Below are 21,683 nucleotides of genomic sequence, written 5' to 3' on the forward strand. Positions count from 1 at the left end.
CGCCACTATACTGCCGGAGTTTTTTCCGCCATTGACCCGGAGAACTCTCCCCATGCTCAAACGCACCCTGGCGCTCGCCGCCGGTTTCGCCCTGTCCCTGTCCGCCGTCTTCGCCCACGCCGATACACCGAAGGAACTCAAGGTCTCCGCCATCCCCGACGAAGCCCCGACCGAACTGCTGCGCAAGTTCAAGCCGCTGGGCGCCTACCTTGAAGAGCAACTGGGCATGCCGGTGAAGTTCATCCCGGTGTCCGACTACGCCGGCGTGGTCGAGGCCCTGGCCTCGGATCGCCTGGACATGGCCTGGCTGGGCGGCTTCACCTTCGTCCAGGCGCGCTTGAAGACCGGCAACGCCATCCCGCTGGTGCAGCGCGAGCAGGACCAGCAGTTCACCAGCAAATTCATCACTGCCGACCCGAACGTGAAATCGATCCAGGACCTCAAGGGCAAGACCTTCGCCTTCGGCTCGGTCTCGTCCACCTCCGGCAGCCTGATGCCGCGCTACTTCATGCAGAAGGACGGCGTGGTGCCCGAGCAGTTCTTCTCCCGCGTCGCCTATTCCGGCGCCCACGACGCCACCGTGGCCTGGGTCCAGGCCGGCAAGGTCGATGCTGGCGTGCTCAACGCTTCGGTCTGGCAGAAGCTGGTGGACAGCGGCAAGGTCGACACCAACAAGGTGAAGGTCTTCGCCACTACGCCGACCTACTACGACTACAACTGGACCGTGCGCGGCAACCTCGATCCGGCCCTGGCCGAGAAGATCAAGAAAGCCTTCCTCGCTCTCGACCCGGGCAAGCCGCGCGACAAGGAAATCCTCGACCTGCAGGCGGCCAGCCGCTTCATCGAGACCCAGCCTGAGAACTACAAGGGCATCGAGGAATCGGCGCGCGCCGCCGGCCTGCTGAAGTGACCCTGAAACTGACCGGCGTGGAGCACACCCACGCCAATGGCCAGCGCTCGCTCGCCGGTATCGACCTGAGCGTCGATGCCGGCGAACGGGTGGCGATCATCGGCCCTTCGGGCGCCGGCAAGACCACCCTGCTGCGCATCCTGGCCACCGCCCTGAAACCCGCTTCCGGCAATTTCGACCTGCTAGGCACCCAGCCCTGGGCGCTGAGCGGCCCCGCGCGCCAGCGCCTGCGCTCGCGTATCGCCCTGGTGCATCAGGCTCCACCGCTGCCACCGCGCCAGCGGGTGGTCACCGCCGTTCTCGCCGGCCGCCTCGGCCAATGGCCGCTGTGGAAAAGCCTGGCCAGCCTGCTCTACCCCCTCGACAGCACCGGCGCCCACAGCGAGCTGCAACGCCTGGACCTGGGCGACAAACTCTTCGAGCGCTGCGATCAGCTTTCCGGTGGCCAACTGCAACGCGTCGGCATCGCTCGCGCGCTGTACCAGCAGGCCGAAGTGCTGCTGGCGGACGAACCCGTCTCGGCCATGGACCCGGTGCTCGCCGGGCACACCCTCGGCGTGTTGACTCGGGAAGCGCAGAACCGCGGCGTAACGCTGCTCGCCAGCTTGCATGCCGTGGACCTGGCGCTGGAGCACTTCCCGCGTATCGTCGGCGTGCGTGATGGCCGTATCGCCTTCGACAAGGCGGCACAGAGCGTCAGCCCCGACGACCTGCGCGCGCTGTACGCCAACGAGCAGCTCGGCCAGCAGGGCGCTTCCTCGCCGGAAGGCAGGCCCGTGGTGGTGCAGATCCCGCGATGCTGAACCCTGCTCTGCCGAAGAACTCGCTCCGCGATCCGGCGGCGTTGCCGCGCCTGCTGCTCACCCTGCTCGCCCTGGCCCTGCTGTGGCCTGGATTACGCCTGTCCGAACTGGATATCGCCGGCCTGTTCAGTGGCGACAACGCGCGGACCATGGCGAACTTCCTAGCCGGCTTCTGGCCGCCGGCCCATGACGACGAGTTCCTCGCCCTGCTCGGCCGCGCCACCCTGGAAACCCTGGCCATCGCCACCGCCGGCATGGCGCTGGCCTGGCTGATCGCCTTCCCCGCCGCCTTGCTGGCAACCCGCGCGCTGTCGATCTCCGCCCTGCCCCGCGGCGGGCTGCCGGCCTGGTGGGCGCGAGCGCTGCGCTGGCCGGTGCGCGGCCTGCTGATCGTGCTGCGCAGCGTGCCGGAAATTGTCTGGGCGCTGCTGTTCGTCCGCGCCGTGGGCCTGGGTCCCACCGCCGGCGTGCTGGCCATCGCCATCACCTACGGCGGCATGCTCGGCAAGGTCTACGCGGAAATCTTCGAATCGGTGGACCCGCGACCGACGCGCGCTGTGCTGCTGGGCGGCGGCTCGCGGTTGCAGGCCTTCGCCTACGGCGTGCTGCCCTCGGCGGCGGCGGAACTGATTTCCTACACCGTCTATCGCTGGGAGTGCGCGATCCGCGCCTCGGTGGTGATGGGCTTCGTCGGCGCCGGCGGCCTCGGCCAGCAGATCGACCTGTCGCTGCGCATGTTCGCCGGCGGCGAGGTGGCCAGCATCCTGCTGACCTTCCTGGTGCTGGTGCTGGCCGCCGACCTACTCAGCCGCTTCCTGCGCGGGAGGCTCGAATGACCGGCCTGCTGCGCAGCCTGGGCTGGCTGCTGCTGATCCTGCTCGCCGTCGGCGCGTCCTTCGCCTACCTGGAGATGGACAGCGGCGGCCTGTTCGACGCGCGCGGCCTGGGCCAGATGCTCGATTACGGGCGCGATTTCCTCTCGCCGGACCTGAGCGCAACGCACCTCGCGGCAGTCGGGCGCGGCGCCCTGGAGACCCTGGCCATGTCGGCCATCGGCACCCTGCTCGCAGCGCTGCTGGGCATGCTGCTGGCGCTGCCAGCGGCCGGGCGCTTCGGGCGTATTGCGCAGAGCCTCTCGCGGCTGCTGCTCAACGCCCTGCGCGCAGTGCCGGAGCTGGTCTGGGGTGCACTGATGGTGCTGGCCGCCGGCCTGGGCCCGAACGCCGGCACGCTCGCCCTGGCCCTGCACACCGGCGGCGTGCTCGGCCGGCTGTTCGCCGAGGCGCTGGAGAATACCCCGAGCGCCCCGGCAGAAGCCGTGCGCCTGGCCGGTGGCGGACGCATCGCCGCATTCGCCTACGGCACCCTGCCGGCCGTCTGGCCGCAACTGGTGGCGTACGTGCTCTACCGCTGGGAGAACAACATCCGCATGGCCAGCGTGCTCGGCTTCGTCGGCGCGGGTGGGCTGGGGCAGATGCTGTATTTCAGCCTCAGCCTGTTCCAGCAGGCCCAGGCGGCGACCGTGATCCTCGCCATGCTGTTGCTGGTGCTGTGTGTGGATTCGCTCAGCGCCTGGGCGCGGCAGCGCTGGGTGAGCCACTAGCGCTGGTGGAAGCGAGTGGGCCCCCCAGTTCTTGCTCGCGAACCGCCTCACGACGGAGTCACCGGTGAATCCGTTCGCGAGCAAGCTCGCTCCTACAGGTGAACCGCCGGCGCCTGGCGGGGCTGGACCGCACGCAATAAAAAGCCCGGCACACAGGCCAGGCTTTTTATTGCGTACGTCGGTTACGAGTCGCCGTGGATCACCTTGTCCAGGTCGATCGGGTCGCCGGGCTGGGTGCCGAGCTTCTGACGGATGTCCTCGAACATCGCGTCGTATTCCTTGTGATTGCGCACCATCGAGCCGAATCGCGGGTGCAGGCCATGCTTCTGCGCGATGCGGGTGGCATCGCTGGCGAAATTGAAGGCCTGTTCCTTGGGCATGTCCCATTCTTCGGTGAAGGCATTGCCGTCGATTTCGCCCTTCATGACGAAGTGAACGATGGTGCCTTTTTCCACATCCTTGCGGACTTCATAGTTGATGTGAGCGTCGATCTCCTGCTGCCCCAGCCCCGGCAGGGACTGTAGGTGCAGATGGCCCGGTTCGAACATGGCGAATCTCCTTCGATGGAATCCCGACAGTCTAGCCGGCCTTGGCGAATTGGAAATCGCCCAGTGTCAGTGCACGGACTCTTTTCGAACTCTTTCCTGTACCAGCACCCAGGGGGCGATCACTACCGCCCAGAGCTCCGGGTCGCGGTCGAGAAAATCCTGCGCGAGCTTTTCGTCGACCTTGCTCAGCTCACCACTGGCCAGCCAGGCCGCTACCTTCGCCCTGTCGTCCTCGGCCACGCCCATCGCGACCTCCACCAGATCGGCAGAACCCACGACCTTGAGCAGGCTGCCGCGGGCAAAGAAGGGCGCGAGCTCCTGCCAGGAAATCTTCGCGGTTTCGCCAAGCAACTTGGCATAGAGGGTGCTAGCTTCTTCTGTCATGGATCTCACCTGGTAAACGAACGGCGCCATGATAGCGCCGGGACCGCGCCAGGCAAGGTTCGGACGGCGTTTTCCATGGTGACGAAAAACCCAGGGGGATGAGTCGGAAGGCGCCGTTTTTCTGTACGTTTGTTTCAATCTTGCGACATGCCCACAATCGGCTGTCCGCCCCCCGCTTTTCAAGCGGTCCGGCGGCACTCTACACTGTACCGGTACAGTTGCCGGTGGGCCTGTCCGGGGCAATCCCGGTCCGGTAGCCCTTCGGCCACCAGGACTACAAAAACGAAAACACAAGAAGAGTGGAGCACTATGAAAAAGGGTACTCAGCGTCTTTCCCAGCTGTTCACCGCCATGGCCCTGGCCGGCGTTGCCAGCTTCTCCATGGCCGCCGACACCATCAAGATCGCTCTGGCCGGCCCGGTGACCGGCGCAGTCGCCCAGTATGGGGAGATGCAGTTCATTGGCGCGAAAATGGCCATTGAGCAGATCAACAAGGCCGGCGGCGTCGACGGCAAGCAACTCGAAGGCGTGGTCTACGACGACGCTTGCGACCCGAAACAAGCCGTGGCCGTTGCCAACAAGATCGTCAACGATGGCGTCAAGTTCGTCGTTGGCCACCTGTGCTCCAGCTCCACTCAACCGGCTTCGGACATCTACGAAGACGAAGGCGTGCTGATGATCACCGCCGCCTCCACCAGCCCGGACATCACTTCCCGCGGCTACAAGCTGATCTTCCGCACCATCGGTCTGGACAGCCTGCAGGGCCCGACCGCCGGCAAGTTCATCGCCGAGCACATCAAGCCCAAGACCGTGGCCGTGATCCACGACAAGCAGCAGTACGGCGAAGGCATCGCCACTGCCGTGAAGAAGACCCTGGAAGGCGCCGGCATCAAGGTCGCCCTGTTCGAAGGCATCAACGCCGGCGACAAGGACTTCTCCGCGATGATCGCCAAGCTCAAGCAAGCCAAAGTGGACTTCGTCTACTACGGCGGCTACCACCCGGAGCTGGGCCTGATCCTGCGCCAGGCTGCCGAGAAAGGCCTGAAAGTCGGCTTCATGGGCCCGGAAGGCGTGGGTAACAAGGAAATCTCCGCCATCGCCGGCCCGGCTTCCGAAGGCCTGTACGTGACCCTGCCGAAGTCCTTCGACCAGGATCCGAAGAACCAGGCCCTGGTTGACGCCTTCAAGGCCAAGAACGAAGACCCGAGCGGTCCGTTCGTGTTCCCGGCCTACGCCGCGGTGCAGGTCATCGCCGAAGGCATCAAGAAAGCCGGCAGCGAGGACACCGACAAGGTAGCCGCCGCTCTGCGCGCCAACACCTTCGCGACCCCGACCGGTGACCTGGCCTTCGACGAGAAGGGCGACCTGAAGAACTTCAACTTCGTGGTCTACCAGTGGCACAAGGACGGCACCAAGACCGAAGCCAAGTAAGCCACCCGCCGCCACACAAAGCCCACTGCCCACGCAGTGGGCTTTGTTTATCCGAGTATTCCGGGGGTCCGTCGCGCCACAAGCGCCGCTTCACGCGACGCCCGAGGAGTTAGGTAATGCCTGAGCTCTATCACTACCTGCAACAGCTGATCAACGGTCTCACCGTCGGCAGCACCTATGCCCTGATCGCCATCGGCTACACCATGGTCTACGGCATCATCGGCATGATCAACTTCGCCCATGGCGAGGTGTACATGATTGGCTCGTACGTGGCCTTCATCGTGATCACGGGGCTGGCGATGATGGGAATCGTGAGTCTTCCTGTCGTCATCATCTGCACCTTCGCCGCGGCGATCATCGTCACCAGCGCCTACGGCTACAGCATCGAGCGGATCGCCTATCGGCCCCTGCGCGGAAGCAACCGGCTGATTCCGCTGATCTCCGCGATCGGCATGTCGATCTTCCTGCAGAACGAGGTTCTGCTGGCCCAGGATTCCAAGGACAAGGCAATCCCCAACCTGCTGCCAGGCAACTTCGTGATCGGCGCCGACGAAATGACCGGCGTGACCATTTCGTACATGCAGGTGCTGATCTTCATCGTCACCCTGCTGACCATGTACGGCCTGTCCATGTTCATCTCCCGCTCCCGCCTGGGCCGCGCCTGCCGCGCCTGCGCCGAGGACCTGAAGATGGCCAACCTGCTGGGCATCAACACCAACAACATCATCGCCCTGACCTTCGTCATCGGCGCCACCCTGGCCGCCGTTGCCGCGGTGCTGCTGGGCCTGCAATACGGCGTGATCAACCCGCACATCGGCTTCCTCGCCGGCATCAAGGCATTCACCGCCGCGGTGCTGGGCGGCATCGGCAGCATCCCGGGCGCCATGCTCGGCGGCCTGGTGCTGGGCGTGGCCGAAGCCTTTGGCGCCGACGTGTTCGGTGACCAGTACAAGGACGTGGTGGCCTTCACCCTGCTGGTGCTCGTGCTGCTCTTCCGCCCCACTGGCCTGCTCGGTCGCCCGGAGGTGGAAAAGGTATGACTCGGAAACTCAAGACCGCCTTCTTCAGCGCCCTGCTGGTGATGGCCGTGGCCTACCCGGTGCTGGGCCTGAAGCTCAGCGTGATCGGTATCGGCCTGCAGCTGGAAAACGTCAGCCCCACCCGCCTGTGGACCATCGCCGCCTGTGCCGTGCTGATGTTCGTCTGGCAGCTGGTGCGTGACCGCTTCGCCTTCGGCGGCAGCGTCAAGCAAGCCCTGTCGCATCCGCATACCCGTCTGGCCGAACGCCTGACCCACGCCTCCGTGCAACGCAAGATCATCATGGGCCTGATCGTCGTCGCCCTCGCCTGGCCGTTCTTCGGCTCGCGCGGCGCGGTGGACATCGCCACCCTGATCCTGATCTACGTGCTGCTGGGCCTGGGCCTGAACATCGTGGTGGGCCTGGCTGGCCTGCTCGACCTCGGCTACGTCGGCTTCTACGCAGTGGGCGCCTACAGCTACGCGCTGCTGTCGCACTACTACGGCCTGGGCTTCTGGGTATGCCTGCCGATCGCCGGGCTGATGGCGGCGTTCTTCGGCTTCATCCTCGGCTTCCCGGTGTTGAGGTTGCGCGGTGACTACCTGGCGATCGTGACCCTGGGCTTCGGCGAGATCATCCGCATCCTGCTGCGCAACATGACCGAGCTGACCGGCGGCCCCAACGGCATCAGCAACATCGACAAGCCGACCCTGTTCGGCCTGACCTTCGAGCGCCGCGCCCCCGAGGGCATGCAGACCTTCCACGAGTTCTTCGGCATTGCCTACAACTCGAACTACAAGGTCGTGTTCCTCTACCTGGTCGCGCTGCTGCTGGTGCTGCTGGTGCTGTTCGTGATCAACCGCCTGCTGCGCATGCCCCTGGGCCGCGCCTGGGAAGCCCTGCGCGAAGACGAGATCGCCTGCCGTGCGCTGGGCCTCAACCCGACGCTGATCAAGCTCTCCGCCTTCACCCTCGGCGCCTGCTTCGCCGGTTTTGCCGGCAGCTTCTTCGCCGCGCGCCAGGGCCTGGTCACCCCGGAGTCGTTCACCTTCATCGAATCGGCCATCATCCTCGCCATCGTGGTGCTGGGTGGCATGGGTTCCCAGCTCGGCGTCATCCTGGCCGCCGTGGTGATGATCCTGCTGCCCGAACTGATGCGTGAGTTCAGCGAGTACCGCATGCTGATGTTCGGCGCCCTCATGGTGCTGATGATGATCTGGCGTCCGCAGGGGCTTCTGCCCATGCAGCGCCCGCACCTGGAGTTGCGCAAATGAGCCGACCGATTCTTGAAGTATCCGGCCTCACCATGCGCTTCGGCGGGCTGCTGGCCGTCAACAACGTGGCCCTGAAGGTCCAGGAAAAACAGGTGATCTCGATGATCGGCCCCAACGGCGCCGGCAAGACCACCGTATTCAACTGCCTGACCGGCTTCTACGCCCCCACCGGTGGCGAGATCCTGCTGCGCGGCGAGCCCATCCAGGGCCTGCCGGGCCACAAGATCGCCCACAAGGGCGTGGTGCGGACCTTCCAGAACGTACGCCTGTTCAAGGAAATGACCGCGGTGGAGAACCTGCTGGTGGCGCAACACCGGCACATCAACACCAACTTCCTCGCCGGCCTGCTCAAGACCCCGGCCTTCCGTCGCGCGGAAGCCGAGGCCCTGGACTACGCCTCGCACTGGCTGGACATCGTCAACCTCAAGGACATCGCCAACCGCCCGGCGGGCACCCTCGCCTACGGCCAACAGCGCCGCCTGGAGATCGCCCGCTGCATGATGACCCGCCCGCAGCTGTTGATGCTGGACGAGCCGGCGGCCGGCCTGAACCCGCGGGAAACCGAGGACCTCAAGGCGCTGATCGCCATGTTGCGCTCCGAGCACGGCGTCACCGTCCTGCTCATCGAGCACGACATGAAGCTGGTGATGAGCATTTCCGACCATATCTACGTGATCAACCAGGGCACTCCCCTGGCGGACGGCACCCCGGAGGAAATCCGCGGCAACCCGGATGTGATCAAAGCCTATCTGGGGGAGTCCTGAGTCATGCTGAAGTTCGACAAGGTTTCCACCTTCTACGGCAAGATCCAGGCGCTGCACGACGTCAGCATGGAAGTCCAGCAGGGCGAGATCGTCACCCTGATCGGCGCCAACGGCGCCGGCAAGTCGACCCTGCTGATGACCCTGTGCGGCTCGCCGCGCGCCTCCTCCGGCAGCATCACCTACATGGGCGAGGAGCTGGTCGGCAAGGAATCCTCCGTGATCATGCGCAAGAGCATCGCCGTCGTGCCCGAAGGCCGCCGCGTGTTCGCCCGCCTGACCGTGGAAGAGAACCTCGCCATGGGCGGTTTCTTCACCAGCAAGGGTGACTACCAGGAGCAGATGGACAAGGTCCTGGCCCTGTTCCCACGCCTGAAGGAACGCTTCAACCAGCGCGGCGGCACCATGTCCGGCGGCGAACAGCAGATGCTCGCCATCGGCCGTGCGCTGATGAGCAAGCCCAAGCTGCTGCTGCTCGACGAGCCGTCCCTGGGCCTGGCGCCGATCATCATCCAGCAGATCTTCGACATCGTCGAACAGCTGCGCCAGGAAGGCGTGACCGTCTTCCTCGTCGAGCAGAACGCCAACCAGGCGCTCAAGCTCGCCGACCGCGGCTACGTGCTGGAAAACGGTCGCATCGTCATGCAGGACACCGGCGCCAACCTGCTGGTGAACCCCAAGGTGCGCGACGCGTACCTCGGCGGCTGACCTTTCCCGTTGCGTTGAGAAACGGCCCTTCGGGGCCGTTTCTCATTTCCGACGCACAAACGAGAACGCCGCCCGGTGGGCGGCGCTCTCACATCGGGGTGGATCAGGTGCCGTAGCTCAACACCTGAGCGCGCCGGCGCAACTGGGAAACGACATCATCCTCCATGCGACCTTCGGAGATCAGCAGGTCGCGGCGGATGGTCTGCACCGCATCCGCACTCTGGTCATGGTCGGCCAGATGCTGGCCCTCGATGACTCGCCGTAGTACCACGTCTCCTTCGTCGTTGGTGAGGGTCAGAATTCGGCCGCCGTCGGGGCGTGCCGGGCCCAGGGAGGGAGCGTAGGGAGCGAAGGTCTCGGTCAGCAGGGCGCTTAGCCGGTCCATGTCGTATCTCCTTGTTGCGAAATGAAAAAACACAGGAAGAAGACCGCACGTTCGGCGATAAAGTTCGCGAGTTTCAGTACCGTTGGTCATGACGGCATGTTTCACAGCCCGTTCCTGCGGGCATGAAAAAACCCGCCGATTGGCGGGCTTTTCCGAACAAACAGCGAGCCGCGTTTTAGAGCGGCTTGCCGCGGTTGCCGTGGGCGCTGACGAAGGCCTGAACCTTGGCCAGCTCGTTCGGCAGAACGGTGCAACGCTCTTCGCGCTGGAACAGGTCGGTCAGGTGCGACGGCAGCGCCGGGACGGCCTCGATGCCGGCCTTCTCCACCGCTTCCGGGAACTTGACCGGATGCGCGGTGCCCAGGGTGACCATGGGCACCGCCAGGCTACGACGGCACTCGCGAGCGGCGCGCACGCCGATGGCGGTGTGCGGGTCCAGCAGTTCGCCGGACTCGGCGTAGACCTGGGCGATGGTCTCGCAGGTCTCCTCGTCGCTCACCGCCAGCGAATCGAACAGGCGGCGGGCTTCGGTCCAGCGGTCATCCTCGACGGCCAGCTTGCCGGTGGCCTTGAAGTTGTCCATCAGCTCGGCAACAGCCTTGCCATTGCGGCCGTGCAGGTCGAACAGCAGGCGCTCGAAGTTGGACGAGACCATGATGTCCATGGACGGCGACAGCGACGCGTGCAGGGTGTCCTTGTCGTAGCGGTTGCCGGACATGAAGCGGTGCAGGATGTCGTTGCGGTTGGTCGCGACGATCAGCTGGCTGACCGGCAGGCCCATGTTGCGCGCCAGGTAGCCGGCGAAGATGTCGCCGAAGTTGCCGGTGGGCACCGAGAAGGCCACGGAGCGGGCCGGTGCGCCGAGCTGCAGGGCGGCATGGAAGTAGTAGACGATCTGGGCCATGATCCGCGCCCAGTTGATCGAGTTCACTGCCACCAGGCGGGTGCCTTTCAGGAAACCCTGGTCGGCGAAGCTGGCCTTGACCATTTCCTGGCAGTCGTCGAAGTTGCCTTCGATGGCGATGTTGTGGATGTTCTCGCCGAGGATGGTGGTCATCTGCCGGCGCTGCACCTCGGACACACGGTTGTGCGGGTGCATGATGAAGATATCGACGTTCTCGCAGGCCTTGCAGCCCTCGATGGCGGCCGAGCCGGTGTCGCCGGAGGTGGCGCCCATGATCACCACACGCTCGCCGCGCTTGGTCAGCACGTGGTCGAGCAGGCGGCCGAGCAGTTGCAGGGCGAAGTCCTTGAAGGCCAGGGTCGGGCCGTGGAACAGCTCCAGCACCCACTCGTTGCCGTTGAGCTGGCGCAGCGGCGCCACGGCGTTGTGGGCGAACACGCCGTAGGTCTCCTCGAGGATCTTCTTGAAGTCGGCATCGGAAATGCTGCCGGCAACGAACGGGCGCATCACCCGGAAGGCCAGCTCGTGGTAAGGCAGGCCGGCCCAGGAGGCAATCTCCTCGACGGTGAAGCGCGGCAGGTTTTCCGGCACATAGAGGCCGCCGTCGCTGGCCAGGCCAGCCAGCAGCACGTCTTCGAAGTTCAGCGCAGGCGCCTGGCCGCGGGTACTGATGTAACGCATGGTGTGAAACCTTCGGGTTGGCGGCGGCGCGCAGGCGCCGCCGCAGTCGATTCAGTTCAGTTGTTCGACGCGGATGCGTACGACATTGCCGACGACGTCATCCAGCGCTTCCAGCGCGGCGATGGCTTCGATGATGCGGGACTCGAGCACGCGGTGGGTAACCAGGATCATCGGCACCAGACCGTCATGCTCTTCGACTTCCATCTGCATGATCGATTCGATGTTGATGCCGCGCTCGGAGAGGATGGTTGCCACCTGGGCCAGTACGCCCGGATGGTCCTTGGCCTGGATGCGCAGGTAGTAGGCGCTTTCGCAGGCGTCGATCGGCAGGATCGGGTGGTCGGAGAGCGAGTCCGGCTGGAAGGCCAGGTGCGGCACGCGGTTCTCCGGGTCGGCGGTCATGGCGCGAACCACGTCCACCAGGTCGGCGACCACCGAGGAAGCGGTGGGCTCCATGCCGGCGCCGGCGCCGTAGAACAGCGTGGAACCGGCGGCATCGCCGTTGACCATGACCGCGTTCATCACGCCATTCACATTGGCGATCAGGCGGTCGGCCGGGATCAGGGTCGGGTGCACGCGCAGCTCGATACCCTTGTCGGTACGGCGGGCGACGCCCAGGTGCTTGATGCGGTAGCCCAGCGCCTCGGCGTAGTTCACATCGGCGGTGGTCAGTTGGGTGATGCCTTCGGTGTAGGCCTTGTCGAACTGCAGCGGGATGCCGAAGGCGATGGACGCCAGGATGGTCAGCTTGTGCGCGGCGTCGATGCCTTCGACGTCGAAGGTCGGATCGGCTTCGGCATAACCCAGCGCCTGGGCTTCCTTCAGCACGTCGGCGAAGGCACGGCCTTTCTCGCGCATCTCGGTGAGGATGAAGTTGCCGGTGCCGTTGATGATGCCGGCCAGCCAGTTGATGCGGTTGGCGGCCAGGCCCTCGCGGATCGCCTTGATCACCGGAATACCACCGGCCACGGCGGCTTCGAAGGCGACGATGACGCCCTTCTCGCGGGCCTTGGCAAAGATCTCGTTGCCGTGCACGGCGATCAGCGCCTTGTTGGCGGTGACCACGTGCTTGCCGTTCTCGATGGCCTTGAGCACCAGCTCGTGGGCCAGGGTATAGCCACCGATCAGCTCGATGACGACGTCGATTTCCGGGTTGTTTGCCACGTCGAAGATATCGGCAGTAATGGGGGTACTGCCGGTTTCACACTTCGGATTGGGGCGACGGGCGGCAATCTGCGCAACCTCGATACCACGCCCGGCACGGCGGGCAATCTCCTCGGCGTTGCGTTTGAGTACATTGAAGGTACCGCCACCGACGGTCCCCAACCCACAGATTCCCACTTTCACCGGTTTCACGCTGAAACTCCCCATGATTACAGCATCGGGGTGCCTGAGACGCCGATGCCCGCAACGAGGCGGGCACGGCAGCAGGCACCAAGTCAGAACAGGCGAGGCGCCTGTTCCCTAGTCAAAAGGAACCGAACATTACGAAGCGGTTCCGCATTAGTCAATCAGAGCGCAAGCCGCGGCTTACTTGGCTTCCAGCGCCAGCTTGGCGATCTGGCCGGCCGGCTGGTAGCCCGGCAGCATGGTGCCATCAGCAAGGATGATCGCCGGGGTGCCCTGCACACCGACCATCTGACCCAGGGCGAACTGCGCATCCACCGGGTTCTCGCACTTGGCGGCCTTCACTTCCTTCTCGTGGAACATGTCGCTCATGGCCGACTGGCGGTCCTTCGAACACCACACGGCCTGCAGCTGCGCATCGCCTGGCGAGTTCGGCCCCTGGCGCGGGAAGGCCAGGTAGCGCACCTCGATGCCGCGCTTCTGCAGTTCCGGCACTTCGGCGTGCAGCTTCTGGCAGTACGGGCAGGTGGTGTCGGTGAAGACGGTGATGTGCGCCTTGGTCTCGCCCTTGGCCGGGAACACGACCATGTCCTTGGCGGCGATGGCGTTGATGGTCTTGGCCACGCCGGCGCTCTCGGCCTTCTCGGTCAGGTTGGTCGGCTTGCCGTCCTTCACCTGGTAGATATTGCCCTGGACGACGAACTGGCCGTCGGCGCTGGCGTAAAGAATACGGCCGCCCTTGAGCTGCACCTGGTAGATGCCATCCAGGGGACCCTTGGAGATATTCTCGATGGGCAGGTCAGGCTGCAGCGATTGCAGGGTGGTGCGGATCGCCTGGTCCGGTTCGGCGGCCAGGGCGAGGGTGCTGGCGAGGCCGATAGCCATACCAGCCAGAAGTCGAGACAAACGCATGGAAAACTCCTGATGTCAGTCGGCGAAGACTATCACACCGGGCCGGCAAGACCGAGCCAAAGGCTGTAGCGGGAAGCTTCGGCGTAGCGGTGTCTCACACGCCTGATTCGCAAAGATCGAAAAAGGTGTAGACATCCCTGTCGCGGCAACCTGCCCAAGTTCGATCCCGGCCCGGCCATCCATGGCCGGTCGTTCGCGGGGCAACGCATGCGTTGCCAGAGCCCCGCTCACCCACGGGGGTGATGCTGGGCGTGCAGGTCCTGCAGACGTGCTCGGGCAATGTGCGTGTAGATCTGCGTGGTCGACAGATCGCTATGCCCCAGCAGCATCTGTACCACGCGCAGGTCGGCGCCGTGATTGAGCAGATGGGTGGCAAAGGCGTGGCGCAAGGTGTGCGGCGACAGGCTCTTGCCGATGCCAGCCACCCTCGCGTGCAGCTTGATGCGGTGCCAGAAGGTCTGCCGGGTCATCTGCTCGCCACGCAGGCTGGGGAACAGCACGTCGCTGGGCCGTCCGGCCAGCAGATCACCGCGGGCCTCGCGGACATAGCGCTCGATCCAGCGGATCGCCTCCTCACCCAGCGGCACCAGGCGCTCCTTGCTGCCCTTGCCGAGCACCCGCACCACCCCCTGGCGCAGGTTCACCTGCTCCAGGGTCAGGCCGACCAGCTCGCTGACCCGCAGGCCGCAGGCATACAGCACTTCGAGCATGGTGCGATCGCGCAGCCCGAGCGGATCATCGGTCTCCGGCGCGGCCAGCAATGCCTCCACATCCGCCTCCGACAGCGATTTGGGCAGCGGCTTGCCCAGTTGCGGCAGGTCCACCAGCAGCGTCGGATCCTCGGCGATCAGGCCTTCGCGCAGGCAATAACGGTAAAAGCCTCGCAGCCCGGAAAGGAATCGCGCCGTGGAGCGGGCCTTGTAGCCCTCGCCCAGGCGCCAGGCCAGATGGTCGAGGATCACGTCGCGACCAGCCGCCTCCAGCACCACGCCGCGCTGGTCCAGCCAGCCGTTGAACAGGGCGAGATCGCTCCCATACGCACTGCGGGTGTTGTCGGAGAGCCCCTTCTCCAGCCAGAGGGCATCGAGGAAGCGGTCGATCAGGGGATGAGCAATCGGAGTCATTTCACGCCAGTACAAAGGAAAAAGCGGCGCCGGTAGTCTTTCATAGACACCATCCCCCTCACCACTGCTGCACAACCTCGGACGGTCCATGGACGAACACAGCACCTATTACGCCTTCGCCGGTATCGGCATCGCTGCCCTCCTCAGCCAATGGCTGGCCTGGCGCCTGCGTCTGCCGGCGATTCTCTTCCTGCTGTTGAGCGGCATCCTGGTTGGCCCGATCCTGCACGTGCTGTCGCCCGAAGCGTTGTTCGGCCCGCTGTTGTTCCCCGTCGTCTCCCTCGCGGTAGCCCTGGTGCTGTTCGAGGGCAGCCTGACCCTGCACCTGGACGAGTGGAAGGAAATCGGCACAGTGGTACGCCGCATGGTGACCATTGGAGCGCTGGTCACCTGGGGCGTGATCGCCCTGGCCACCCACTACCTGCTGGACTTCACCTGGGAGATGGCGCTGCTGTTCGGCACGCTCACCCTGGTGACCGGCCCCACCGTGATCGTGCCGATGCTGCGCGTAGTCCGCCCCAACGCCACCATCGCCAACATCCTGCGCTGGGAGGGCATCGTCATCGACCCCATCGGCGCCATCCTCGCCGTGGTGGTGTACACCTTCATCGCCGCGAGCGACGCAGGCTCCGGGTGGACCGACAGCCTGCTGACCTTCATCAGCGTGATCGGTTGCGGCATCCTCTTCGGCCTGCTCGGCGGCCAGGCGCTGGGCGTCGCGCTGCGTCGCCACTGGCTGCCGGACTACCTGCACAACCTGGCATCGCTGTCGGTCGTCCTTGGCGTGTTCGTGCTGTCCAACACCGTGATGTCCGAGTCAGGATTGCTCGCCGTCACCGTGATGGGCCTGCGCATGGCCAACATGCAGGGCGTCGACGTGCGGCACATCCTGCACTTCAAGGAGAACCTCAGCGTCCTGCTGATTTCCGGCCTGTTCGTGCTGCTTGCCGCGCGGCTGGACTTGCCGGCCCTGCTCGGCCTGGGGCCGATCGCGCTGTTGGTGCTGGTGCTGATCCAGTTCGTCGCACGGCCGCTGAACGTGCTGATCGCCACGGCCGGGTCAACGCTGAACTGGCGGGAACGGGCGCTGCTGAGTTGGATCGCGCCCAGGGGAATCGTCGCCGCGGCGGTCTCGGCGATCTTCGCCATCCGCCTGCAGGAAGCCGGCCATGCCCAGGCCGGCGTGCTGGTGCCGCTGACCTTCCTGGTGATCATCGGCACGGTGATCCTGCAAAGCGCCACCGCACGACCGCTGGCCCGCCTGCTGAAAGTTGCCGAGCCGGTGCCCACCGGCTTCCTCATCATCGGCGCCAACCCGGTGGCCCGCGCCATCGGCACCGGCCTGCAGAATGCCGGCGTGGAGGTACTGCTCACCGACTCGAGCTGGGAGAACACCCGCGCCGCGCGCATGGACAACCTGCCCACCTACTTCGGCAACCCGGCTTCGCAGCACGCCGAGGCGCACCTGGACCTGATCGGCCTGGGGCACCTGCTGGCCTTGTCGCCCAATGCCGAACTCAATGCGCTGATGTGCATGAGCTTTCGCCACGAGTTCAACCCGCGCCAGCGCTTCATCCTGCCCAGCAGCCAGGACAGCAGGCGCAGCGAGAAGCATCGGGTCAGCGACCGCCATCGCGGCCGGCCGCTGGGGCAATCGACGATCACTTATCCACAGATGGCAGGCCTTATCGCTCGCGGCGCGGAAATCCGCTCGACGCTACTGAGCGAGAACTTTGGCTGGGAGGACTATCAGGCGCTGCACGAAGACCGTGCGCTTCTGCTGTTCGCCAAGGACCCGAATGGCCGCCTGCACATTGCCAGCCCCGAGCGGCCGCTGACGCCCGGCACGGGATGGACGGTGATTTCGCTGATCGAGGAAGTAGCTGAAGGGGCGTCGAGTAGGAATGAAACGGCCCAAGTCGCAAGAACCTGACGACTGGCTACGTCACCCTATCTTACGGTTGGTGACAGAATATGTCTGACAGACAATGATTGCACCACGCCATCATTGCGCCCCACGAAGCCCACGCCATGCCCAGTCAACAGAACTCTCGTCTCGGCCAGATCCTTGTCAGCAAGGGCCTGATTACCTCCCAACAGCTGGACAAGGCCATCCAGCTCCAGCTCACCAACGGCCTGCGCCTGGGCGAAACCCTGATCCAGCAGGGATGGATCAGCGAACGCCAGCTCGGCCGTGCGCTGAAGAAGCAGAACAACCTGCGCCTGGCGGCGACGCTGGTCGCCGCGCTGCTCAGCCCGTTCCAGCTGGCCAGCGCCGATGTGCAGCGCCAGGCACCGACGAGCATCACCCGCCATGAGGCGCCCAAGGGCTTGAAGCCACTGAGCGACCGCGAGATGAGCGATGTCAGCGCCCAAGGTTTCGATGACACCCTGCAGAGCCTGCTGGTCAGCGCCGAGAGCGGCGATGGTGTCGGCGCCATCAAGCAACTGTCGCGCCTGGTAATGCCCGTCGTGGACAGCCTCGACGCCGAAACCTCTCTGCACGACGTCCAGTACGACACGCTGCATGCCTCCTCCAGCCTGAATCCCGATGGCTCGATCAACGTGCGCCTGCCCAGCTCCATCGGCGAGGTGCGCTTCGACAACATCCGCGTCGCCGGTGCACCGAAGACCCAGAGCATGGGCAGCCTGAGCCTGCAGAACATCGACCTGTCCCAGGCCTCGCTGAAGATCAGCCTGCGCCACTGAAGGCGGCCTGAAATGAAAGAAGGCGCCCGTGGGCGCCTTCTTTCATTTCAGGCCTCGAAGCCGGGCAGGACCGGCACCGGGCGCTTCTCATCGTCGATGGCGACGAAGCTGAACAGCCCGTGGATAGCCTTCTCGCGGCCATCGGCGGACATGCTCTCGACGAAGACCTCCACCTCGACCTTGAGGCTGGTGTTGCCGACCTTCACCACCCGGCCGATCAATTCGACGATGGAGCCGGCGGCGATCGGGTGCTTGAAGTCGATGCGATCGGTAGACACGGTCACCAGCGGCAAGCGGCAGAAGCGAGTCGCGGCGATGAACGAGACCTCATCCATCCAGGCCAGCGCGGTACCGCCGAACAGGGTGTTGTGGTGGCTGGTGGTGGGCGGGAAAACCGCCTTGGTCACGCGGGTTTCGGACAACTCGGTACGACGGAGGATTTCTTGCTCTCTGGGGCTCATGCCACTGCTACCTGATGCAATGAGGGTGGCTGCCGGTGCTGCGGGGTCTTGTACTTCTACTACGCTGCCGGGGGCAAATGGGACGCCGGATTGAGCGGCGAAAAACTACAGGCAAGAAAAAAGCAGCCCGTGGGCTGCTTTTTTCGGGAACAACCGGCGAATTAGGCCAGTTTTTCCTTGATGCGTGCTGCCTTGCCGGACAGTTCGCGGAGGTAGTACAGCTTGGCCTTGCGCACGTCGCCGCGACGCTTGACGGAGATGCTGTCAACCAGCGGGCTGTAGGTCTGGAAGGTACGCTCGACGCCTACGCCGTTGGAGATCTTGCGAACGGTGAAAGCGCTGTTCAGGCCGCGGTTACGCTTGCCGATCACGACGCCTTCGAAGGCCTGCAGACGCTGACGGTCGCCTTCCTTCACTTTAACCTGGACGATTACGGTGTCGCCGGGGGCGAACGCCGGAATCTCTTTGCTCATCTGTTCAGCTTCGATCTGCTGAATGATCTTGTTGGTCATTTCATGCTCCTAAGACAAGCGCTCGGCGCTCGCCATCGATACGTTAACTATCGTTCCGCTGGCGGATGTATTCCTCCAGCAGCTTTTTCTCTTCTCCAGAAAGCGAGCGGCAATCCAGAAGATCGGCACGTCGTTCCCAGGTCCTGCCTAAGGACTGCTGCAAACGCCAGCGCCGGATGTGTTCGTGGTTGCCGCTGAGCAGCACCTCCGGAACACGTTTGTCTGCGTACACCTCGGGTCGGGTGTAGTGCGGACAGTCGAGCAGGCCATCCGTGAAGGAGTCCTCCTCGGCGGAGTCCACGTGGCCCAATGCTCCGGGCAACAACCGCGTGACCGCGTCAATCAGCACCATGGCCGGAAGCTCACCCCCGGACAGGACATAATCGCCGACAGACCATTCCTCATCGACATGCTCTTCAATGAAGCGCTCGTCGATGCCTTCGTAACGCCCGGCGATCAGGATCAGACGTTCCTCGTTCGCCAGTTCTTTCACGGCCGCCTGCGTCAGCTTGCGACCTTGCGGCGAGAGGTAGATCACCTTCACCGGTCCGCCTGCGGCTTGCCGGGCATCGCCCAGTGCGCCTTCGAGCGGCTTGATTTTCATCACCATGCCGGGACCACCGCCGAAAGGCCGGTCGTCCACCGTCTGGTGACGGTCCTCGGTGTTGCTTCGCGGGTTGAAGCACTGAAGCTGAATCAGCTCCTGCTTGACCGCGCGACTCGTGATGCCATAGTCGCTGATGGCGCGAAACATCTCCGGAAAGATGCTGATTACTCCTATCCACATCGGCTGAGGGCTCTCATCCACATGGGTTAGAAGTCCGCGTCCCAGTCCACCCGTATCTCACCGGCTTCCAGGTCCACCGCCTGTACGCACTGATCCGTATACGGAAGCAGGCGTTCGCGGTCGTCCAGGCTGCCTGCGCAGGGCTTGACTACCATCACATCGTTGGCGCCGGTCTCCAGCAAGTGGTCGAGAATCCCGAACAGTTGCCCGTTCTGATCGATCACCTTGAGACCTTCCAACTGGCTCCAGTAGAACTCGCCATCATCCAGCACCGGCAGCTCGCTGCGCGGAACCAGGATCTCGAATTCGGCGAAGGTGCGGGCGATCTCGCGATCATCCAGTCCCTTCAGCTTCGCGACCAGGACATTGCCCTGCACGCGACCTTGGACCAGTTCAGCCTGTCGAACCTCGTTGCCACGCTTGAGCGTCCAGCGACGGTAGTCCAGCAGGTTGTCCAACGGATCGGTAAAGGAATACACCTTCACCTCACCACGAATGCCGTGCACCGATACGATCTTGCCGAGAACGATCATCTCCTCGGCGGGAGCAGGCTTCGTGTTCATCGATCTCAGGCAGCCTTGGCGGCTTCCTTGATCAGTTGAGCAACACGCTCAGACGGTTGAGCGCCTTGGCTCAGCCAGTAGTTCAGACGCTCCTGGTTGACCGACAGCTTGACTTCGGCGCCAGTGGCGACAGGGTTGAAGAAGCCGACGCGCTCGACGAAACGGCCGTCACGAGCGTTGCGGCTGTTGGTCACGGTCAGGTGATAGAACGGGCGCTTCTTGGAGCCGCCACGAGCCAGACGAATGGTTACCATGCGTACGTTGTTCCTATGGTTTGCTTGCAAAAAAGAAATGCAGCCCTCGGGCACAGAGCCCGAAAGGCCGCATATTCTATGAGCTAAAGCCCCGCGCCGCAAGCCGCAGCGCGTCCGGCCCGCTGGGCGGCGAGCCGTCTGGCCTCACATCTTGGGCATGCCGCCGGGGAACATGCTCCCCATGCCGCGCATCATCTTGGCCATGCCGCCCTTGGCGGTGACCTTCTTCATCATCTTCTGCATCTGCTTGTGCTGCTTGATCAGGCGACCAACGTCCTGCACCTGGGTACCGGAACCCATGGCGATACGGCGTTTGCGCGAACCGCTGATCACTTCCGGATCACGGCGCTCGGCGGGGGTCATGGAGTTGATGATCGCCTCCATCTGCTTGAACTGCTTCTCCGCCGCGTTCTGCGCGTTGCCCATCTGCGACAGGTTGACGCCGCCGAGCATCGGCAGCTTGTCCATCAGGCTGCCCAGGCCGCCCATGTTCTTCATCTGCTGCAGCTGATCGCGGAAGTCTTCCAGGTCGAAGCCCTTGCCCTTCTTGATCTTCTTCGCGAGCTTCTCGGCCTTCTCGCGGTCCATGTTCTGCTCGGCCTGCTCGATCAGGCTGAGCACGTCGCCCATGCCGAGGATGCGCGAGGCCACGCGGTCGGGGTGGAACGGATCGAGCGCTTCGCTCTTCTCGCCCATGCCGAGGAACTTGATCGGCTTGCCGGTGATGGCGCGCACGGACAGCGCGGCACCGCCACGGGCGTCACCGTCGACCTTGGTCAGCACCACGCCGGTCAGCGGCAGCGCATCGTTGAAGGCCTTGGCGGTGTTGGCGGCGTCCTGGCCGGTCATGGCGTCGACCACGAACAGGGTTTCCACCGGCTTGATCGCCGCATGGACCTGCTTGATCTCGTCCATCATGTCGGCGTCGATGTGCAGACGACCGGCGGTATCGACGATCACCACGTCGATGAACTTGAGCTTGGCTTCGCGGATCGCCGCTTCGGCGATCGCCACCGGCTTCTGGCTGGTATCGGACGGGAAGAAGGTCACGCCGATGTCGCTGGCCAGGGTTTCCAGCTGCTTGATCGCCGCCGGGCGGTAGACGTCGGCGGACACCACCAGTACCGACTTCTTCTTGCGCTCCTTGAGGAAGCGCGCCAGCTTGCCGGCGGTGGTGGTCTTGCCCGCGCCCTGCAGGCCGGCCATCAGGATGACCGCCGGCGGCGCGGCGTTGAGATCGAGGTCCTCGTTGGCCGCGCCCATCAGCTCGACCAGCTCGGCCTGGACGATCTTCACGAAGGCCTGGCCCGGGGTCAGGCTCTTGGAAACCTCGGTGCCGACCGCGCGATCCTTGATCTTGGCGACGAAGTCCTTGACCACCGGCAGGGCCACGTCGGCCTCCAGCAGGGCCATCCGCACTTCGCGGAGCGTGTCCTTGATGTTGTCCTCGGTCAGCTTGGCCTTGCCAGTGACGTGGCGCAGCGTTTGCGAGAGGCGATCTGTAAGGTTTTCGAACATGCGCGTTCCTAATCAGCCCGGTCGGGCCTGGGTTTGGCTTGTCAGCAAGCCGCCGATTATAGCGAAGTGCGGGCAGCGCCAACAC

At 64.4% G+C, this 21,683-nt stretch carries 24 protein-coding genes; 11 read left to right on the forward strand and 13 right to left on the reverse strand.

The features are described from left to right. Positions 1 to 52 precede the first annotated feature (52 nt). Genes LDJ84_RS23400 through phnE form a run of 4 tightly spaced genes read left to right on the forward strand, consistent with a single transcriptional unit; the run spans position 53 to position 3,316 of the window. Entirely contained in the window at positions 53 to 910 is an 858-nt protein-coding gene (locus tag LDJ84_RS23400; protein ID WP_024764632.1) for a putative selenate ABC transporter substrate-binding protein, read from the forward strand. Further along, positions 907 to 1,713 (forward strand): phosphonate ABC transporter ATP-binding protein, encoded by an 807-nt coding sequence (locus LDJ84_RS23405; RefSeq protein WP_226045490.1) that lies wholly within the window; start codon positions 907 to 909, stop codon positions 1,711 to 1,713. The genes LDJ84_RS23400 and LDJ84_RS23405 overlap by 4 nt, the downstream gene beginning before the upstream one ends. Next, positions 1,707 to 2,549, forward strand: coding sequence for a PhnE/PtxC family ABC transporter permease (locus LDJ84_RS23410; RefSeq protein ID WP_226045491.1), 843 nt, complete (start codon positions 1,707 to 1,709; stop codon positions 2,547 to 2,549). The genes LDJ84_RS23405 and LDJ84_RS23410 overlap by 7 nt, the downstream gene beginning before the upstream one ends. Further along, entirely contained in the window at positions 2,546 to 3,316 is a 771-nt protein-coding gene (phnE, locus tag LDJ84_RS23415) for a phosphonate ABC transporter, permease protein PhnE (protein ID WP_226045492.1), read from the forward strand. The genes LDJ84_RS23410 and phnE overlap by 4 nt, the downstream gene beginning before the upstream one ends. Before the next feature lie 182 nt (positions 3,317 to 3,498). On the opposite strand, the gene LDJ84_RS23420 is transcribed toward phnE, so the two are convergent. Continuing rightward, positions 3,499 to 3,864 carry a DUF5064 family protein gene (locus tag LDJ84_RS23420; RefSeq protein ID WP_024766898.1) on the reverse strand — a complete coding sequence of 122 codons (366 nt, stop codon included), beginning with the start codon at positions 3,862 to 3,864 and terminating at the stop codon, positions 3,499 to 3,501. 66 nt (positions 3,865 to 3,930) lie between these two features. Next, positions 3,931 to 4,248: a DUF2288 domain-containing protein gene (locus tag LDJ84_RS23425; RefSeq protein WP_226045493.1), complete on the reverse strand. Its 318-nt coding sequence runs from the start codon at positions 4,246 to 4,248 to the stop codon at positions 3,931 to 3,933. A gap of 309 nt (positions 4,249 to 4,557) precedes the next feature. On the opposite strand from LDJ84_RS23425, the gene LDJ84_RS23430 reads away from it, so the two are divergent. The 5 genes from LDJ84_RS23430 (at position 4,558) to LDJ84_RS23450 (ending at position 9,441) form a co-directional block, all read left to right on the forward strand. After that, entirely contained in the window at positions 4,558 to 5,679 is a 1,122-nt protein-coding gene (locus LDJ84_RS23430; protein WP_024766896.1) for a branched-chain amino acid ABC transporter substrate-binding protein, read from the forward strand. Positions 5,680 to 5,795: 116 nt separating this feature from the next. Beyond that, positions 5,796 to 6,719, forward strand: coding sequence for a high-affinity branched-chain amino acid ABC transporter permease LivH (livH, locus tag LDJ84_RS23435; RefSeq protein WP_024766895.1), 924 nt, complete (start codon positions 5,796 to 5,798; stop codon positions 6,717 to 6,719). Then, positions 6,716 to 7,972: a high-affinity branched-chain amino acid ABC transporter permease LivM gene (locus tag LDJ84_RS23440; RefSeq protein ID WP_054907400.1), complete on the forward strand. Its 1,257-nt coding sequence runs from the start codon at positions 6,716 to 6,718 to the stop codon at positions 7,970 to 7,972. Before livH ends, LDJ84_RS23440 begins: the two co-directional genes overlap by 4 nt. Continuing rightward, positions 7,969 to 8,736, forward strand: coding sequence for a high-affinity branched-chain amino acid ABC transporter ATP-binding protein LivG (livG, locus tag LDJ84_RS23445; RefSeq protein WP_024766893.1), 768 nt, complete (start codon positions 7,969 to 7,971; stop codon positions 8,734 to 8,736). The genes LDJ84_RS23440 and livG overlap by 4 nt, the downstream gene beginning before the upstream one ends. Positions 8,737 to 8,739: 3 nt before the next feature. Beyond that, complete coding sequence (locus LDJ84_RS23450) at positions 8,740 to 9,441, forward strand: ABC transporter ATP-binding protein (RefSeq protein ID WP_024766892.1); 702 nt, start codon at positions 8,740 to 8,742, stop codon at positions 9,439 to 9,441. Between the two features lie 103 nt (positions 9,442 to 9,544). Here LDJ84_RS23450 and LDJ84_RS23455 read toward each other — a convergent pair whose 3' ends face one another. From LDJ84_RS23455 to xerD, 5 genes are all read right to left on the reverse strand, one after another. Further along, positions 9,545 to 9,826, reverse strand: coding sequence for a DUF3509 domain-containing protein (locus LDJ84_RS23455; RefSeq protein WP_024766891.1), 282 nt, complete (start codon positions 9,824 to 9,826; stop codon positions 9,545 to 9,547). A 175-nt stretch (positions 9,827 to 10,001) separates the two neighbouring features. Then, entirely contained in the window at positions 10,002 to 11,411 is a 1,410-nt protein-coding gene (gene thrC / locus LDJ84_RS23460; RefSeq protein ID WP_226045494.1) for a threonine synthase, read from the reverse strand. 51 nt (positions 11,412 to 11,462) lie between these two features. Then, positions 11,463 to 12,767: a homoserine dehydrogenase gene (locus LDJ84_RS23465; protein WP_024766890.1), complete on the reverse strand. Its 1,305-nt coding sequence runs from the start codon at positions 12,765 to 12,767 to the stop codon at positions 11,463 to 11,465. A 174-nt stretch (positions 12,768 to 12,941) separates the two neighbouring features. Next, positions 12,942 to 13,670 (reverse strand): thioredoxin fold domain-containing protein, encoded by a 729-nt coding sequence (locus LDJ84_RS23470; protein WP_226045495.1) that lies wholly within the window; start codon positions 13,668 to 13,670, stop codon positions 12,942 to 12,944. Between the two features lie 227 nt (positions 13,671 to 13,897). Continuing rightward, the gene (gene xerD / locus LDJ84_RS23475; RefSeq protein WP_024766888.1) at positions 13,898 to 14,794 is read right to left on the reverse strand and encodes a site-specific tyrosine recombinase XerD; all 897 of its coding nucleotides are present in this window, start codon (positions 14,792 to 14,794) and stop codon (positions 13,898 to 13,900) included. An 88-nt stretch (positions 14,795 to 14,882) separates the two neighbouring features. Between xerD and LDJ84_RS23480 the strand changes: the two genes are divergently transcribed. Both LDJ84_RS23480 and LDJ84_RS23485 read left to right on the forward strand, forming a co-directional pair. Continuing rightward, a complete protein-coding gene (locus tag LDJ84_RS23480) occupies positions 14,883 to 16,727 on the forward strand; it encodes a cation:proton antiporter (protein ID WP_226045496.1) in 1,845 nt (614 codons plus the stop codon). A 98-nt stretch (positions 16,728 to 16,825) separates the two neighbouring features. After that, positions 16,826 to 17,503 carry a hypothetical protein gene (locus LDJ84_RS23485; RefSeq protein ID WP_024766886.1) on the forward strand — a complete coding sequence of 226 codons (678 nt, stop codon included), beginning with the start codon at positions 16,826 to 16,828 and terminating at the stop codon, positions 17,501 to 17,503. Positions 17,504 to 17,550: 47 nt separating this feature from the next. Here the strand turns inward: LDJ84_RS23485 and LDJ84_RS23490 are convergent, their stop codons facing one another. The 6 genes from LDJ84_RS23490 to ffh all read right to left on the reverse strand — a co-directional run bounded on the left by LDJ84_RS23490 (position 17,551) and on the right by ffh (position 21,598). Further along, on the reverse strand, positions 17,551 to 17,964 hold the full coding sequence (locus LDJ84_RS23490; protein ID WP_226045497.1) for an acyl-CoA thioesterase: 414 nt from the start codon (positions 17,962 to 17,964) through the stop codon (positions 17,551 to 17,553). A 161-nt stretch (positions 17,965 to 18,125) separates the two neighbouring features. Next, on the reverse strand, positions 18,126 to 18,476 hold the full coding sequence (rplS, locus tag LDJ84_RS23495; protein WP_017522234.1) for a 50S ribosomal protein L19: 351 nt from the start codon (positions 18,474 to 18,476) through the stop codon (positions 18,126 to 18,128). A 43-nt stretch (positions 18,477 to 18,519) separates the two neighbouring features. Beyond that, positions 18,520 to 19,263 (reverse strand): tRNA (guanosine(37)-N1)-methyltransferase TrmD, encoded by a 744-nt coding sequence (trmD, locus tag LDJ84_RS23500; protein ID WP_024766884.1) that lies wholly within the window; start codon positions 19,261 to 19,263, stop codon positions 18,520 to 18,522. Between the two features lie 26 nt (positions 19,264 to 19,289). After that, complete coding sequence (rimM, locus tag LDJ84_RS23505) at positions 19,290 to 19,826, reverse strand: ribosome maturation factor RimM (RefSeq protein WP_037015339.1); 537 nt, start codon at positions 19,824 to 19,826, stop codon at positions 19,290 to 19,292. Between the two features lie 5 nt (positions 19,827 to 19,831). Then, entirely contained in the window at positions 19,832 to 20,080 is a 249-nt protein-coding gene (gene rpsP, locus LDJ84_RS23510) for a 30S ribosomal protein S16 (RefSeq protein WP_024766882.1), read from the reverse strand. A gap of 144 nt (positions 20,081 to 20,224) precedes the next feature. Further along, positions 20,225 to 21,598, reverse strand: a complete 1,374-nt coding sequence (gene ffh / locus LDJ84_RS23515) for a signal recognition particle protein (protein WP_024766881.1) — start codon at positions 21,596 to 21,598, stop codon at positions 20,225 to 20,227. Between the last annotated feature and the right edge of the window lie 85 nt (positions 21,599 to 21,683).

It is taken from the genome of Pseudomonas sp. HS-18 (assembly GCF_020401845.1).
GTDB lineage: Bacteria > Pseudomonadota > Gammaproteobacteria > Pseudomonadales > Pseudomonadaceae > Pseudomonas > Pseudomonas nitroreducens.

Coding starts and splice junctions, on each gene's coding strand:
- LDJ84_RS23400 (WP_024764632.1), top strand. CDS start 53: ATGCTCAAACGCACCCTGGCGCTCGCCGCCGGTTTCGCCCTGTCCCTG.
- LDJ84_RS23410 (WP_226045491.1), top strand. CDS start 1,707: ATGCTGAACCCTGCTCTGCCGAAGAACTCGCTCCGCGATCCGGCGGCG.
- phnE (WP_226045492.1), top strand. CDS start 2,546: ATGACCGGCCTGCTGCGCAGCCTGGGCTGGCTGCTGCTGATCCTGCTC.
- LDJ84_RS23420 (WP_024766898.1), bottom strand. CDS start 3,864: ATGTTCGAACCGGGCCATCTGCACCTACAGTCCCTGCCGGGGCTGGGG.
- LDJ84_RS23425 (WP_226045493.1), bottom strand. CDS start 4,248: ATGACAGAAGAAGCTAGCACCCTCTATGCCAAGTTGCTTGGCGAAACC.
- LDJ84_RS23430 (WP_024766896.1), top strand. CDS start 4,558: ATGAAAAAGGGTACTCAGCGTCTTTCCCAGCTGTTCACCGCCATGGCC.
- livH (WP_024766895.1), top strand. CDS start 5,796: ATGCCTGAGCTCTATCACTACCTGCAACAGCTGATCAACGGTCTCACC.
- LDJ84_RS23440 (WP_054907400.1), top strand. CDS start 6,716: ATGACTCGGAAACTCAAGACCGCCTTCTTCAGCGCCCTGCTGGTGATG.
- livG (WP_024766893.1), top strand. CDS start 7,969: ATGAGCCGACCGATTCTTGAAGTATCCGGCCTCACCATGCGCTTCGGC.
- LDJ84_RS23450 (WP_024766892.1), top strand. CDS start 8,740: ATGCTGAAGTTCGACAAGGTTTCCACCTTCTACGGCAAGATCCAGGCG.
- LDJ84_RS23455 (WP_024766891.1), bottom strand. CDS start 9,826: ATGGACCGGCTAAGCGCCCTGCTGACCGAGACCTTCGCTCCCTACGCT.
- thrC (WP_226045494.1), bottom strand. CDS start 11,411: ATGCGTTACATCAGTACCCGCGGCCAGGCGCCTGCGCTGAACTTCGAA.
- LDJ84_RS23470 (WP_226045495.1), bottom strand. CDS start 13,670: ATGCGTTTGTCTCGACTTCTGGCTGGTATGGCTATCGGCCTCGCCAGC.
- xerD (WP_024766888.1), bottom strand. CDS start 14,794: ATGACTCCGATTGCTCATCCCCTGATCGACCGCTTCCTCGATGCCCTC.
- LDJ84_RS23480 (WP_226045496.1), top strand. CDS start 14,883: ATGGACGAACACAGCACCTATTACGCCTTCGCCGGTATCGGCATCGCT.
- LDJ84_RS23485 (WP_024766886.1), top strand. CDS start 16,826: ATGCCCAGTCAACAGAACTCTCGTCTCGGCCAGATCCTTGTCAGCAAG.
- LDJ84_RS23490 (WP_226045497.1), bottom strand. CDS start 17,964: ATGAGCCCCAGAGAGCAAGAAATCCTCCGTCGTACCGAGTTGTCCGAA.
- rplS (WP_017522234.1), bottom strand. CDS start 18,476: ATGACCAACAAGATCATTCAGCAGATCGAAGCTGAACAGATGAGCAAA.
- trmD (WP_024766884.1), bottom strand. CDS start 19,263: ATGTGGATAGGAGTAATCAGCATCTTTCCGGAGATGTTTCGCGCCATC.
- rimM (WP_037015339.1), bottom strand. CDS start 19,826: ATGAACACGAAGCCTGCTCCCGCCGAGGAGATGATCGTTCTCGGCAAG.
- rpsP (WP_024766882.1), bottom strand. CDS start 20,080: ATGGTAACCATTCGTCTGGCTCGTGGCGGCTCCAAGAAGCGCCCGTTC.
- ffh (WP_024766881.1), bottom strand. CDS start 21,598: ATGTTCGAAAACCTTACAGATCGCCTCTCGCAAACGCTGCGCCACGTC.